Raw genomic sequence first — 14,228 nt, forward strand, 5'->3', positions numbered from 1 at the left:
GTCAGCCCGGGTCGGGGCCGTCCGCCGACGTGGTGTCCGCGACGAGGTCCAGCAGGGCGTCGAAGTCCGCCGGACCCGCCTGGGGGTGGAGCAGCGTGGTCTTGAGCCACAGGGCGGGGCGGCCGTCGGCGTCCTCGGCGACCGCCCGGCCGAGCACCGCCCGGCCCTCCTCCAGCAGCCGCCGCCGGACGGCCGCCACACATGCGTCCCCCCGCGCACCGGGCAGCGCGTCGGCGGCCACCGGCCGGAACAGCACGGTGCTGATCCCGACGGGCCCCGGGCGACGGCGCAGCCCCGGGTGGGTGTCGATGCGGGCCGCCAGTCCCTCCGCGGAGTCCACGCAGTGCTCGACGAGCGCGCCCAGCCCGGCCCGGCCCAGCGCCCGCAGGGTGACCGCGATCTTCAGGGCGTCGGGACGCCGGGAGGTGCGCAGGGAACGCCCCAGCAGATCGGGGAGCCCGGCCTCGGTGTCGTCCTCGGCGTTGAGGTAGTCCGCGCGCGCCGACAGCGGCTCCAGCAGGCCGGTGTCGGCCACCGCCAGCACCCCCGCGGCGATCGGCTGCCAGCCCAGCTTGTGCAGGTCGAGGGTGACCGACACCGCCGAGCCGATGCCCCGCAGCCGCTCCGCGAGCCGCTCGCTGAACAGCAGCGGACCGCCGTAGGCGGCGTCGACATGGAGCTCGGCGCCGTACCGGGCGGTGATCTCCGCGAGTTCCGGCAACGGGTCGATCAGGCCCTCGTCGGTGGTGCCGGCCGTGGCCACCACCAGCGCCGGACCCTCGGCGCCGCGCAGCGCCCGGTCCAGCTCCGCGGGCACCATCCGCCCCGCCCGGCACGCCACGGTGACCGGCGCGGGCAGCCCCAGCAGCCAGGCGGCGCGGTGCACGCTGTGATGGGCGTTGGCGCCGCACAGCACCCGCACCGTCCGGGCGCCCCGCCGGCCCGCCCGTTCCCGGGCCAGCAGCAGCGCCACCAGGTTCGACTCGGTGCCGCCGCCGGTGAGCAGCGCGTCCGGCCGGGGCCGGTCCGGGTGGACCAGCCGGGCCAGCGCGGCGGTCACCCGCTCCTCGACCACCGTGGCGGCCGGCGCCTGGTCCCAGGAGTCCATCGAGGGGTTGAGCGCGGCCGCGGCCAGCTCCGCGGCGGCGGCGACCGCCAGCGGTGGGCAGTGCAGATGACCGGCGCACCAGGGGTGACCCGGGTCGGCGGCCCCCTCGGCGACCGCGCGGACGATCTCGTACAGGGCGGTCCTGGCCCCGATCCCGTGCTCCGGGAGCAGCGGGTCGCACACCGGGCCGACCCGCGCGGCCACCCCCTCCGGGCCGCCGGCGGGCAGTGGCCCGCCACGGGCGGCGGTGCCGCCGGCCAGCGCGTCCAGCGCCACCTCGGTCAGCGCCCGCAGCCCGTCCGGGCCCCGCAGCCCGCCCGTGGCGGTGTCCGGGCACCCCGGTGCCGCGGCCGTTCCCGGGAGGGCCGCGCCGTACCCCCTCATCCGCGGCCGCGCAGGTCGCGGGAGCCGGCGGTCGGCCCGCGCCGGCCGGAGCGGCACGGAGAAAACTGTGGTCCGCGCATCACACGGAAATCCTTTCGTCGTATCGGCCCACCGCTGACGGCCCGGCCTCAGGCGCCCCCGCCGGGCCGGCGTCCTACGTCGTGGCCCGCCGCGGTGGCGTACGGGCCGGGGACGGGCGCAAGGTGACGGCCCGTCACATGACGGGCCGGCGGTGGAGCCGTGTCGCTCAACGCCTCCCGGTGCCCGGACGTCACGCCCACCGGCACCCCCTCGGCGCCCGGCGCCGGTCCCCGCACACGCGGGTGGTGCCGGTGGCGGACGACCCGTCCGCCATCCGAGCGGCAGCGTCGGGAAGTTGACGGCGATATGCAAAGAAAAGCATGGGATGGGCGTTTAAGGTCCTGGCGAACCGCCCCGACCGGGCGGAGACCGTCTCACGCGACCCTTCGTCGCCCACTCCCCGGAGGACCCGATGACCTTCGTCCGTACCGCCGCGCTCGCCGTCGCCACGGCGGCCTGTGCCCTGCTGCCGCTCGCCCCCGCCGTCGCCCTCGACCAGCACGCCCCGCTCCCGGTCGAGCAGACCCGTTCCGCCTCCGCCGAGCAGACCGGGGCCGGCGCCGACGAGGAGAACGCGGCCGCCCCCGGGGAGCGGATCCGTGCCGTTTCGTCGGAGGAGAGCGCCCCCGCGACCGCGGAGCGGCCCCCCGCCACCTCCGGGGAGCGGGCCCCCGCCACCTCGGGGGAGCAGACCCTGGCCGGCGCCGAGGAGCAGCAGGCGCCCGAGGGGCGGAACCAGGCCGAGCCGGAGGGCCTGAGCGGAATCCTCGGCGACTGGGAGGGCGAGGAGTTCTGCTTCTGCTACCCGGATTCCTTCGAGGTGACGTTCACCCCCTTCAGCGCCTGAGCCCGGGGCACGGGGCCGGTCGTCAGAGCCGCGGGGCCACCGCCCCGGCGGCTCCGGACCGGCCCCGTCGTCACGTCGCCCTGCCTCACGGGGCCCGTCTCGCGCGTCCTTGCCGCTGCTGACGTGACGTCAAGTGGCCCTTCTTCGCGTGGCCGCCCCGCCCCCGCCGCCTGACCTCACCGTCCGCCCCGCCCGTTCCCCGGTCACGCCGGGCTTGTCCGCCGCGCGGGGACTCCGCCGCTCCGTCGCCGCGCCCCCTGCCCGCTCGCCCTGCCGCCCGTGCCGTCCCTCCCCGACATTCCGCGGCACCTGGACGACGACCGGCCTGCCCCCCCAACTGCTGCCGGCGGTGCCGCACGCCGCGCCGGAGGCAGCGGTTCACCACCGGCTCCCGCCGCACCCGTGCTCCGCATTGCGAACGCGTGCCTCCCGTCCGCCCCGGAGGACACCGGGAGACCGCCCACCACGACGCCGGAGAACCGGCCCCCGCTGACGGGGGAGGCCGCCCGGAGAGCCGTGTGAGAGCCGCGGCCGCGGCGGGCCGGGTGCGTTCTCCGTCCGTCTCCGGCCGGCCCCACCGGCTCCGCGCGTCTTACGCCGGCCCCCACCGGTCTCTCCGTCCGCCTCCCGCCGGCCGGGCCCGCTGCCGCCCCGTACCGGTCCGGTCACGAGCGGGCCCATAGGGCCGATGGAGGGAACGGAACGAGCCGATCGGCCGATTGCCCGGGCCCCCGGCGGCTCGTTGGCACGGTGTGATCACTACTTCAACGAAGACGGTGACGTGATGAGCAAACACAAGAAGGGGCGCAGACACCGCACCGTCAACCGAACCCCCCGCCCGGTCGGCCCCGCACGGCGGCCGGCCGCCCCCGTCCCAGCGGCACCCGCCGCGGTGGTGGTGAGCGGAGCGGACCCGGCGAGCCAGCGCACCCGGGGCGAGCAGGCCGTGCAGCACGGCGCCGACACGGCGCCCACGAGGAAGGAGACGGATGGTGAGCTGTCCCGCGACACGTCCGGCGACGGTGGTCTGGGCCGCCACGCGGCCCGCACCTGGCAGCAGCTCCGGGCCATGGGAGCCGGCGGGACCACGGTCGAGGAACTGTCCGTGATGGTGGGTTACCAGTCCCGCACGGTCCTCAAGCACCTCAAGACCATGGCCGGACAGGGGATGGCCGAGCAGCGAGGAGAGCGGTGGCATCCGGTCGGCTCCGGCCCGCGTGCGGCCGCCGCCGTGGCCCGTCCGGCCGGCTGACCCCCGGCGGTCCGGTGTATCGAGGACGGCCGGCGCCCGGTGGCGGCCCCGGCGACCCGGCCCGCCACCGGGCCCGGCCCCGCCCCGCCGGGCTCCCCGGCCGGGCGGGGCCGGGCGCGGCCGCACCTCGTACGCGCGGCGGACGCCGAACGGCGCCCGCCGCGCGCCCGCGTACCGGGGCCGCCGCGGCAGCGCCCGTGCCCCGTCGGACGGCCTGACCGGTGCGCAGTCACGGCGCCGCCGCGGCCCGCAGGCGCCGCGAACCCGGCACACGGCGGCCCTCCGCGACCCGCCGCACCCCGGCACGGAACTCCCTCGCACCGGGCGGCCCTTGTTGCGAGCCAATACCCCACGGGGGTACCTTCGGGTCGGGTGTCCCGTCCCGGCCGTCCGGGCCCGTCACGTGCTCGGTGGCCGCAGGGAACCCCGGTCCGGGGCCCGTGAGGGTGGCCTGCCGGACCTACTCGGACGAGGGTGGGAGCGGATGAGGGTCGAGGGATTCGTCGCGGACGGGTACGAGCCGGTGCGCCAGGTCTTCCAACGCCTGGTGGACGAGGGCAGGGAGACGGGGGCGGGACTGTCGGTCCGGCGGGACGGCCGGGAGGTCGTCCGGCTGAGCGGCGGCTGGGCGGACGCCGCACGGACCCGCCCCTGGCGCGACGACACGCTGGTCATGCCGTACTCGCTGTCCAAGACGTTCGTCACCCTGGCCGCCCTGGTGGCCGTCCGCGACGGTGCGCTCACCCTGGACGAGCCCCTCGCCGGGCGCTGGCCCGAGTACGGGGTCCACGGCAAGGAGCGGACCACGCTGCGGCAGGTGCTCACCCACCGGGCGGGCCAGCCGCGTTTCCCGGAGACGGCGGCCGGGCTGGACCTCCTCGACGACCGCGGACTGCGGGAGAGCCTGATACGTGCCGCTCCCGAGTACGTCCCCGGTACGTCCCTGGGCGAGCACGCGCTGACCTACGGCCACCTCGTGGACGGCATCCTGCGCGCGAGCGCCGGGACCACGCTGGGGGAGGTGTTCAACGGCGTGGTACGGCCCGCCCTCGGCCTGGACGCCTGGTTCGGGGTACCGGACGGGGCACTTGAGCGGGTCGCCGACCTGGAGTACGCGCACCCCGAGTGGCCGCGCCGGCTCCACGCGGCTCCCTGGCTGCGGATCCCCGACGGGGCGCTGGACCCGGAGCGGACGAACTCCCGGGCCTGGCGGCAGTCCGTCTTCGGGGCGGTCAACCTGCACACCACCGCCTCGGCCATGGCGGAGTTCTTCGGCCGGCTCACCGCCGAGGACGGACCGGTGCGTGCCCTGCTCGGCCCGCAGCTGCACACCGAACTGCTCACCTCCCAGGTCACCGGTCACGACGAGGTCTTCGGCACCCGGATCACCTGGACGCTCGGCTTCGTGCGGGACCAGGGGAAGATCGCGAAGGGCGGGATCGGCGGCTCGGCCGCCTGGTGGTCGCTGCGCCACCACCACGCCTGCGCCTACCTCACCCGGCGGCTGGACGATCACTCACGGGCCGCCGAGATCGCCGCGGCCCTGGGCGACGACCTGACCGTCGTCGGCGAGGACTGAACGGCCGGCGCCACCAATCCCCCCCGCCGGACGCCCGGCCCACCGGCCTCGCCGGGTGCCCGGCCCCCGGAGGTCTTCCGCCGGGTGCCCGGCCCCCCGGGGCTTCCCCGCCGGGCGTCCGGTGGGTCGGCCACCGGACCGCCCCGGGCTGGGGATCCCGCCGATCTCCGCCGGTGCGGCCGGGGTTCGACCGGGGGCGGCAGGTGCCGGCGGCTGTACGGGACCGGCCCGCCGGCCGTCCTTGCCCGTCGGCGGAACCGGTGCTCCGTTGAGGCGCCGGTGGTTCCCGCACCGCCCGCCCGCTTCCGAAATCCGCGCGCGGGCCGCCCTGACGGATGATGAAGTGGCACCGTGACCGACCATGACGAGGCGACCGCCGTCCCACCGCTGACACTGGCCTGGGTGAGCCGGCACCTGGCGGCCGGTGAACGGGTCCTCGGCACCGAGACGCTGCACGGCGGCATCACCGCCCGGATGCGGCGGCTGACCGTCGGAACGTGGGACGGGCGCACCCGCGACCTGGTGCTGCGGTGTTTCGTCAGCCCGTTCTCCAGGCAACACGCCGAGGACTGGCTGAACAGGGAGGCCCACGCCCTGTCCGCGCTGAGGGGGACCGGTGTGCCGGCCCCGGAACTGGTCGCGGTCGACCCCACCGCCGCACGGTGCGAGTACCCCTCGCTGCTGATGACGCACCGGGCGGGCCGGACGGTCCTCGACGACGAGGGACTGGAGTGCCGCGTGCCGCTGCTGGCCCGGCAACTGGTGGCCATCCACGGGCTGCGGCCCGCCCGGCGGCCCCGGAAGTACGTGACCTTGACGACCCCCGACACCGTCGTGGTTCCCGACGGCGCCGACCCGGCGGCATGGGCCGCGGCGATCGACATCATCCGCCGGCCGGCGCCGCCCGGCGCGGGGCGCTTCCTGCACCGGGACTTCCAGCCCGGCAACGTGCTGTTCGACGTGCCGCCCGGGAGACCGTCAAAGACCTGGATCACCGGTGTCGTCGACTGGGCGGCGGCCTCCTGGGGCCCGGCGGACCTCGATGTGGCGCACTGCTCCACCATCCTCGCGCTGCTGCACGGCCCGGCATGGGGCCCGCGGTTCGCCGAGGCGTACCAGGAGGCCGGCGGCGTGCCGGCCGCGGACGCCGACGAGCGGCTGTACTGGCAGGTGCGGGACGCGCTGGCCTGCTCGGAAGAGGTGGAGCCGGTGGCGCGGGCGTGGCGGGAGGCGGGGCGGACGGAGCTGACGAGACGGGTGGTGGAGGAGCGGCTGGACGCCTACGTCCGCACCCTGCTGGACACGCCCCGCTGAACACACCGGGCCGGGCCACGTCACGGTCCGGCGCGCGGCCGGGACCCCACCGCCCGCCCCATGACGGCCACCCGACGCGCCGGCGGCCCGGGCACGACCCCCGGAGCCACGGTCCCCGGAGCCACGGCCCCGGGAGCCACGGCCCCCGGAGTCCACCGGAACGCCCCGGCCCCCGCCCCCGGCGCGCCGACCCCGCGCGCCGGCCCGCGGCACACCCCTGGCCGGGCCCGGGTGGGCCAACGGATGAGCCCCACCCGCGCCGGGGCGCGGGTGGGGCCGGTGGTGCGATCAGAACTGGAGCGACCAGGCGTTGATGTAGCCGGTGTCGTTGGTCCAGTTGTCGGTCACCCGCAGCTTCCACGTGCCGTCGGCGACCTCGGAGGAGGCGTCGACCGGGTACGTGGCCTGGACGTTGTCGGCGCTGTCGTTGCTGTTGTAGTCCTTCAGCAGGTAGGCGGTGCCGTCCGGGGCGACGAGCTGCACCCGCAGGTCGCCGCGGAAGGTGTGCCGGATGTCCACCGCGACCGACAGGTCGGACGGGGCGTTGCCGGTGACGCCGGAGACGGTGATGGGGGACTCCACCGTGGCGTTGTCCCGGATGGTGACGTCAGCGGTGCTCTCGAACCGGGGGCCGGGCGGGGTGGTGTCACCGCCGCCGGTGTGGAGCAGCCGGTTGGGGGAGCCGGTGCGGGCGTCGGTGACCTTGTCGGGCGTGGCGTCGGCCACCAGCCTGTCGCGGACCTGGGCCGGGGTCCAGGACGGGTTCGCGGCGAGCAGCTGGGCGGCCACGCCGGCGGTGTGCGGGGCGGCCATGGAGGTGCCGCTCATCGACTGCGAGGCGGTGTCCCCGGAGTTGGACGTGGAGACGATGCTGTCGCCGGGGGCGAAGATGTCCAGGCAGCTGCCGTAGTTGGAGCCCTGGCCGTTGTTCCAGCCGGTGGCGCGGGCGTCCCGGCTGTTGGTGGCGCCCACGGTGACGGCCGCCGGCGTGGAGGAGGGGCTGTAGGAGCAGGAGTCGGCGTTGTTGTTGCCGGCCGCGACGATCCAGGTGACACCGGAGGATATGGACGAGGCCACCGCGTCGTTGACGGACTGGGTCTTGCCGCCACCGATGCTCATGTTGGCGACGGCCGGTCTGCCGCTGTTCGCCGCGTTCTTGGTCACCCAGTCGATGCCCGCGAGGACCGGTGCCCAGCTGCTGCCGGAGTTCCCCTGGCAGTTGAGCACGCGGACGCCGATCAGCTTGACGTCCTTGGCGACGCCGTAGGAGTTGCCGCCGACGGTGCCGGCGACGTGGGTGCCGTGACCGTGGCAGTCCGAGGCGTTGGAGTCGTCGTCGATGAAGTCGTAGCCGCTCACCGCCCGGCCACCGAAGTCCTGGTGGCTCATCCGGATGCCGGAGTCCACGATGTACGCGTCCACCCCCGAGGCGGTGCGGTAGGTGTACGACCTGTCCACCGGCAGATCGCGCTGGTCGATGCGGTCCAGGCCCCAGGAGGGCGGGTTGGGCTGGGTGCCGACCGCGTAGGCCACGCCGTCGGCCTCCACCCGGGCCACGGACGGGTCGGCCGCCAGCTTCTTCGCCTGCCGCTCGGTCATCCGCACCGCGAAACCGCGTAGCGCCGCCGTGTAGGTGAAGCGGACCTCGCCCGCATGCCGCTGCGCCAGGGCCTTCGCGGAGGCCGGCACGTCGGCGCGGGCCACCGAGTCCTTGAAGGTGACGATGTAGGAACCGTCGACGGCTCCGGGGCGGTCGGCGCCGACGATACGGCCCTCGCCCCCGCCGGGCGGGGTGGGCGCGGCGCCGGCGGCCGTGGCGGCGCCGACCAGCAGGGCGGCACCGGCACCGGCGGCCAGCAACCGCCGTAGGACGCGTGCATCGAATGTCATGGCTACTCCCTGGGGGATCCGGGCCCGCCGTCGGGCCCCGGTGATGGCGTCGCGGCGGCCTCCGCGCACGCCGCCACGGGTACGGCGGACGTGCGCGGCGGCCGGCGCCGGGTGGTGCGGGCACGGCGGTCGGCCGTGCCGGGTCCCGGCGTCCGCGGGTGGGGGGTGCGCCGCACGGAGCGGGGTCCGTGCGGTACGGGATCCGGGTACGCCGGCGCCCTCCCGGGGCACTGCCCGGCGCTCCCGGGCCGGTGGGCCGGGAACCGCCGGGTACCGGAGGCGGGTTCGGCGTCCTCGGACCGGCCACAGCTTCGAACAGCCGGTCAGGACCTAGCAATGCGTAGTGGCTACCTAAAAAGTGGCCGGTGTTCGGGGGTTCCGCGGCCGGGCGGCGGGGGCCGCCGGCGGCGGTGGCCGATCCCTTGCCCCGCGCGCACACCGACTGGTAAACCACCTGCTCATCCGGTGCCGCGGCCCGGCGTGCCGCAGCGTTGAGGAGGAATTCCGTGGACGGATGTGCCGGATGTACCTCCACCGCCGGCGAAGCCGGCGGAGACGGCGGTCGGGCCGCCATCGGCCTCGTCGGACGCCACGCGGAGGCCGCACGGCTGCGCGCGGCGCTGCGCCGGCCGCCGTGCGTGGTGATCGTCCGTGGCGAGCCCGGGGCGGGCGCCTCCCGGCTGCTGGACGAGGTGCTGACCGGCCCGGAGTCCGGGGAGTGGGTGCGGATCCGCGGCACCTGCCCCGACCCGCGGGACGCCACCCCCCTCGCCCCGATCGCCGACGCGCTGGCCGGCCTGCCGTACCGGCCGGACGTCCTCCTGCCGCCGGTGACCGGAGCGGTGGCCACCGTGGTCCCCGAGCTGGCGCAGTGGCTGCCGGAACCGCCCGGAGCAGCAGCGGGCGGGCCGGTGGGGTGGCGCGGGCCGCTGCGGCGCGGACTGCGGGCGCTGCTGGCGGCCCAGGGGTCCGTGGTCCTGGCGGTCGAGGACGTGCACCGGGCGGACGGCGCGACCCTGGACCTGCTGGAACACCTGCTGGCCGCCATGCCCCCGGGGCTGCGGCTGGTCCTCACCGAGCACGCCGCACCCGGACTGCCGGCCCGGGGCCTGCGGATACCGTGCCAGGTCCGGGCCGAGGAGATCGTCCTCGGGCCCTGGACGGTGGAGCAGACCCGGGAGGCGGCATCGCGGTGGCTGGGGGAGAGAGCGGCGGAGCCGGGGCTGGCGGAGCTGCTGCACGCACGCACCGGCGGGCTGCCCGGAGCGCTGGAGGCCCTGCTGACCTCGGCCTGCGAACGCGGTGTGCCACCGGAACCGCTCCTGGCCGCCGTCCGCGACGCCGAGGTGCCCCTCCGGCTGCGCCGCGACCTGGCCCGGCGGCGCGAGCGACTCACCGAGGACGCGCAGCGGCTGGTCGAGGCGGCGGCGGTGCTCGGCCGTCCGGTGCCCGCCGGCGTCCTGGCCCAGGTGGCGGACATCGAGCCGAGCCGCGCCGAGCGGGCCGCCGATCTCGCCGTGCGGCGGTCGGTGCTGCGGGCGGACGGCCCGCAGCTGACGTTCCGGCACGCGCTGGACCGCGAGGCCGCGCTGGAGGAGGTGCCCGGGCCACGGCTCGCCCGGCTGAGCCTGCGCGCCGTGCGGGTCCTGCACCGGGGCGGCGGCCCCGTACCGCTGGCCGAGCTGGCCCGGCTGTCCCTGGCGGCCGGCCGGGTACGGGACGGGCTGCGCTACCTCACCACGGCGGCGGACCGGGCCGCCGCCGAGGGCGACTACACCACCGCGACGAGCCTGTACACCCGGGCCGTCGCGGAGGACCCCCGCCCCGGCGGCCGGGTCCGCACCGCCGCGAAACTGGTCCGCACGGCGCAGCTGGCACGGGCCGACGAACGGGTGGTGCGCGCGATACGGCGGGTGCTGGACGAGGACGACCCGCCACCCCGCCGGCGCGGCGACCTCCGCCTGCACCTGGGCATCCTGCTGCGCAACCAGAGCGGCGGCGCGCTCGACAGCCTCAACGAGATCGCCCGCGCCATCCCGGACCTGGAGGTCTCCGACCCGCCGACCGCCGCCCGCGCCATGCTGGTCGCGGCCATCCCCTCCATCAAGGGCTGGCCCGTCGTCCGCAACTACGCCTGGCTGGAGCGGGCCGAGGCCATCGCCGGCCAGGTGACCGACCCGGTGGCCCGCGCGGCGATCGCCGCCAACCGCGCCAGCGCGCTGATGCTCCTCGGGGACCGCCGGGCATGGGACGCCGTCGAAGCGCTACGGGCCCCCGCCGGATCGGCGATGGAAGCCGCGCAGTACGCCCGGGGCTGGACCAACCTCGCGCACGCCACCATCGCGCTGGGCCACACCGCGCGGGCACGCGCATGCCTGGAACGGGCCGTGGCCGGACTCGCCGACACCACCAGCCCCTACGTGGAAGGGCTCACCCAGACCGCACGGCTGGTCCTGGCCTGGCACGAGGGACGCTGGGAGGGGCTGCACGCCGAGGCGGACCACATCACCAAGCTGCACCGGGAGATACCCGACCTGACCTCGGAGGCCATGCTCGTCCGTGGGCTGACCGCGCTGCACGTGCTCGGCAACGTCTCCCGCGCCCGCCGCGACCTCGCCGAAGCCGCCCGCACCACCTGCTACGACACCGGTTTCATCCTCACCGCCTCCGCCGCCGCCCTGGCCCGTGTCCACCTGGAGGCCGGGCGGCCCGGGCAGGCCGGGGACGCCGTCGAGGCCGCCGTGCACCGGCTGGAGGCCACCGGCGGCTGGGTGTGGGGCACCGAGGTCGTCCCCACCGCCGTGGAGGCGCTGCACGGCAGCGGCCGGACCGCCCGGGCCCACCGTCTGGTGGCCGACTTCGCGGCCGGTGTCCGTGACCGCGACGCCCCGGCCGCGCACATCGCCCTGACGGTCGGCCGGGCACTGCTCGCCGAGGCGGAGGGCCACCACGAGCAGGCCGCCACCGCGCTGGCCGGGGCGGAGGAGGCATGGCGGGGACTGGGCCGGCCCTTCGACGCGGCCCGCGCCGCGGAGGCCCGGGGACGCTGCCTGCTCCACGCCCACCACGGACCCGGCGACCGGCGGCAGCGGCGCGCGCACCCGACGGACCTGGCGCCGGACCCGGAGGAGGAACAACGGAAGGCGGCGGTGGCCGTCATCCGCCGGGCCATCGACGCCTACCGGGCGCTGGGCGCACGCTGGGACGTCGCCCGATGCCACCGGCTGCTGCGCCGCCACGACATCGTCACCACGCACCGCCGCGGCCGTCTCGGCTACGGCGATCAGCTCTCCCCCCGCGAGCGGGAGGTGGCCCGGCTCGTCGTACAGGGGCGCGCCAACCGCGACATCGCCGAGAGCCTGGTGCTGTCCACCCGCACCGTCGAGCACCACGTGGCGAGCATCCTGCGCAAACTGAACGTCTCCTCCCGGGCCGACATCGCCGCCGTCCACGCTCCGGGGGAAGCCGAGCGCCGGTCGCACGGGGACGCCTGAACCTGGGAGCGCCACCGGGCCCGGCCGAACCGGACCCCGCGATGTCAGGAGGCCATGGCCGGGCCGCCGTGCGCACGTGCCGTGCCGTGGCCGCCGGCCCGTGCCCGCGCGCGGCACGGCTCGCCGGCCACGCGGGCACCCGCCGGGATCCGGTGGCCGGCGGGCGGGCCCCCGTCCGGAGCCGGGCCGTTACGGACCCCGGCACCGGGCCCGCCCCCGCCGGCACGGTGCCCGCCGTCCCCACGACCCTCCGGGCCCGGGGCGGTACGGACCCGGGAACGACCGGGGCCGGGGGGTACCCGACGACCCGGGGCCCATCCGGCTCACCGGCGTACCCGCCCCCCCCCGATCACCGGTCTCCGGGGCGAGCGGCCCCGCGCGGCACCGCCCGCCGCTGCCCCGTCACGCCTCGCGGACCGCCCGCACCACCAGCCGCTCGGCGTTCTCGTCGTAGGGACGGCCGTCGAAACCGCCGAAGACCTCCACCCGGCCGAACCCCGCCTCCGCCACCATCCGCCGCAGTTCCACCGCGCTGTACACGAACCACACCAGGGTCGCCCGCGTCACCCGGTCGCCCCGGACCAGGACCCAGTCGCTGCGCAACCGGGCCCAGTCGTCCAGCACCGTGTCGGTCTGCACCATCAGATCCTCGCCCCGCCGCACCACCTTCGGCGGGGTGACCCGGCGCGCCAGCAACTCCTTCCCGGCGAGGTCCAGGACGAGGGTGCCGCCCGGCGCGAGACAGGCGTACATGGTGCGCAGCACGCGGGCGTTGTCCGCGGGGTCCTCGAAGTAGCCGAACGAGGTGAACAGGTTGAGGACGGCGTCGAAGCCGCCCGGGGCCTCGAACTCGCGGGCGTCGGCCCGCACATACCTGACCGGGGCGCCCGCCTCGGCCGACCGTTTCCGCGCCCGGTCCAGCATGGCCGGGCTCAGGTCCACCCCGGTGACCTCGTAGCCCCGGCGGGCGAGCGGCACGGTGAACACACCCGGCCCGCAGCACAGGTCCAGGACGCGGGCACCGGCGGGGAAGGACAGCAGGGGAGAGGTGCCGAGCAGCTCCTCCGCCTGGGCGTGGCGCTGCTCGGAGAAGAGGAAGTCGTGGAACTCGGTCCAGAAGTCGTCGTCCTGGAACCCACCCGTCCGTGTCATGTGCTCTCAGTGCTCCTTCGTCGTCATCGCGGGGGAGGACCGGTGCGGTTCCCGGTCCCGCAGGGCCAGCAGCAGCGGGGGCAGCAGCAGGCACTGTGCCGCGGCCAGCAGCCAGAACCAGCCGGTGCTCCCGGCACGTTCACCGAAGCCGTACAGCTGTCCGCCCAGCACTCCGCTGGCGCAGGCGCCGAGCCCGGCGGCCAGCCGCTGCCGGCCGAAGACCACGGCGTCCGAGTGCGGACTCCGGCGCAGTGCCTCCAGGTCGTTCTTGAGGAACAGGACGATGTCGCCCAGGGTGATCAGCGCTCCGCCGGCCAGCAGCGCCGGCCGGGAGCCGATCGCCAGGACGGCCAGCCCGGCCGCCAGACCCGCGAAGCCGGCCGCGAGCGCCGTCGCGTACGGCATGCGCCCGATCAGACCGGACGCGAGCGGCTGGACCACGATGACCAGGGCGAAGCAGAACAGCAGGACCACGCTGTAGAAGGCGCTGGACGCCCGCTCGACGGCGTACACCGCCAGGAAGTGCTGGAAGTGGAAGTACAGGTAGAAGGCGAGGGCGTTGGCGGCGAACGGCAGCGCCGCCACCCCCGGCGAGCGCGCCCCGCCCACCCGCCCCGGGACCCGGCTGCCGCGCCCGCACGTCGGGGAGCCGCGCGTGGCCCGCGGTGACCAGGACGAACAGCGCGGTGACGGTGGTGAACAGCCAGCCGGGCGAGGACAGCACGAACGGCCCGGCGATCAGCGGCCCCACCGCCATGCCCGCGTTGAGGGCGGCGTTGCCGGCCGACAGGAACGCGGCGCGGCGCCCGTCGTCCACGCCGTGCACCAGGTACGCCTTGTTGGCGGGAAGGTACAGCGCCGCGCCGCAGCAGGTGAGCACCAGCGCCCCGACGGCCAGGACCGGCCAGCGCAGGGCCGCCAGCAGGCCGACGAACCCGGCCGTGCGGACGATCAGCGCCCACAGCATCGTGCGGCGCAGCCCGACGCGGTCGGCCAGGACCCCGCCCGCGATCCCCCCGGAGAACTGCACCAGGGACGCCACGGCCAGCACGACACCGACCGTGCCGAGCCCCATCCCGAGCCGTTCGTGCAGGAACACCGACATGAACGGCAGCACCATGAAACTG

The 14,228-nt window shown here is 76.4% G+C and carries 9 protein-coding genes and 1 pseudogene; 5 read left to right on the top strand and 5 right to left on the bottom strand.

Annotated elements, in window-relative coordinates; genetic code table 11:
- Position 1 precedes the first annotated feature (1 nt).
- Positions 2-1,492, bottom strand: coding sequence for a pyridoxal phosphate-dependent decarboxylase family protein (locus IHE55_RS29545; RefSeq protein ID WP_197992479.1), 1,491 nt, complete (start codon positions 1,490-1,492; stop codon positions 2-4).
- Positions 1,493-1,985: 493 nt separating this feature from the next.
- Here IHE55_RS29545 and IHE55_RS29550 point away from each other — a divergent pair, with 493 nt between their 5' ends.
- The 4 genes from IHE55_RS29550 (at position 1,986) to IHE55_RS29565 (ending at position 6,565) form a co-directional block, all read left to right on the top strand.
- Complete coding sequence (locus tag IHE55_RS29550; protein ID WP_197992480.1) at positions 1,986-2,420, top strand: hypothetical protein; 435 nt, start codon at positions 1,986-1,988, stop codon at positions 2,418-2,420.
- A 784-nt stretch (positions 2,421-3,204) separates the two neighbouring features.
- Positions 3,205-3,672 carry a hypothetical protein gene (locus IHE55_RS29555; RefSeq protein ID WP_197992481.1) on the top strand — a complete coding sequence of 156 codons (468 nt, stop codon included), beginning with the start codon at positions 3,205-3,207 and terminating at the stop codon, positions 3,670-3,672.
- Between the two features lie 484 nt (positions 3,673-4,156).
- A complete protein-coding gene (locus IHE55_RS29560; RefSeq protein ID WP_197992482.1) occupies positions 4,157-5,251 on the top strand; it encodes a serine hydrolase domain-containing protein in 1,095 nt (364 codons plus the stop codon).
- Between the two features lie 351 nt (positions 5,252-5,602).
- The gene (locus tag IHE55_RS29565) at positions 5,603-6,565 is read left to right on the top strand and encodes a phosphotransferase family protein (RefSeq protein ID WP_307826941.1); all 963 of its coding nucleotides are present in this window, start codon (positions 5,603-5,605) and stop codon (positions 6,563-6,565) included.
- Positions 6,566-6,853: 288 nt separating this feature from the next.
- On the opposite strand, the gene IHE55_RS29570 is transcribed toward IHE55_RS29565, so the two are convergent.
- Entirely contained in the window at positions 6,854-8,455 is a 1,602-nt protein-coding gene (locus IHE55_RS29570) for a S8 family peptidase (protein ID WP_197992483.1), read from the bottom strand.
- A gap of 506 nt (positions 8,456-8,961) precedes the next feature.
- On the opposite strand from IHE55_RS29570, the gene IHE55_RS29575 reads away from it, so the two are divergent.
- Entirely contained in the window at positions 8,962-11,949 is a 2,988-nt protein-coding gene (locus IHE55_RS29575) for a helix-turn-helix transcriptional regulator (protein WP_307826942.1), read from the top strand.
- 402 nt (positions 11,950-12,351) lie between these two features.
- Here the strand turns inward: IHE55_RS29575 and IHE55_RS29580 are convergent, their stop codons facing one another.
- The 3 genes and pseudogenes from IHE55_RS29580 to IHE55_RS32895 all read right to left on the bottom strand — a co-directional run.
- Positions 12,352-13,101 carry a class I SAM-dependent methyltransferase gene (locus IHE55_RS29580; protein WP_197992484.1) on the bottom strand — a complete coding sequence of 250 codons (750 nt, stop codon included), beginning with the start codon at positions 13,099-13,101 and terminating at the stop codon, positions 12,352-12,354.
- A 6-nt stretch (positions 13,102-13,107) separates the two neighbouring features.
- Positions 13,108-13,710, bottom strand: coding sequence for an MFS transporter (locus IHE55_RS32890; RefSeq protein WP_307826958.1), 603 nt, complete (start codon positions 13,708-13,710; stop codon positions 13,108-13,110).
- A 64-nt stretch (positions 13,711-13,774) separates the two neighbouring features.
- A pseudogene (locus IHE55_RS32895) lies at positions 13,775-14,221 on the bottom strand (MFS transporter); the annotation flags it as partial.
- Positions 14,222-14,228 lie beyond the last annotated feature (7 nt).

The organism is Streptomyces pactum (assembly GCF_016031615.1).
GTDB lineage: Bacteria > Actinomycetota > Actinomycetes > Streptomycetales > Streptomycetaceae > Streptomyces > Streptomyces pactus.

Coding starts and splice junctions, on each gene's coding strand:
- IHE55_RS29545 (WP_197992479.1), bottom strand. CDS start 1,492: ATGAGGGGGTACGGCGCGGCCCTCCCGGGAACGGCCGCGGCACCGGGG.
- IHE55_RS29550 (WP_197992480.1), top strand. CDS start 1,986: ATGACCTTCGTCCGTACCGCCGCGCTCGCCGTCGCCACGGCGGCCTGT.
- IHE55_RS29555 (WP_197992481.1), top strand. CDS start 3,205: ATGAGCAAACACAAGAAGGGGCGCAGACACCGCACCGTCAACCGAACC.
- IHE55_RS29560 (WP_197992482.1), top strand. CDS start 4,157: ATGAGGGTCGAGGGATTCGTCGCGGACGGGTACGAGCCGGTGCGCCAG.
- IHE55_RS29570 (WP_197992483.1), bottom strand. CDS start 8,455: ATGACATTCGATGCACGCGTCCTACGGCGGTTGCTGGCCGCCGGTGCC.
- IHE55_RS29580 (WP_197992484.1), bottom strand. CDS start 13,101: ATGACACGGACGGGTGGGTTCCAGGACGACGACTTCTGGACCGAGTTC.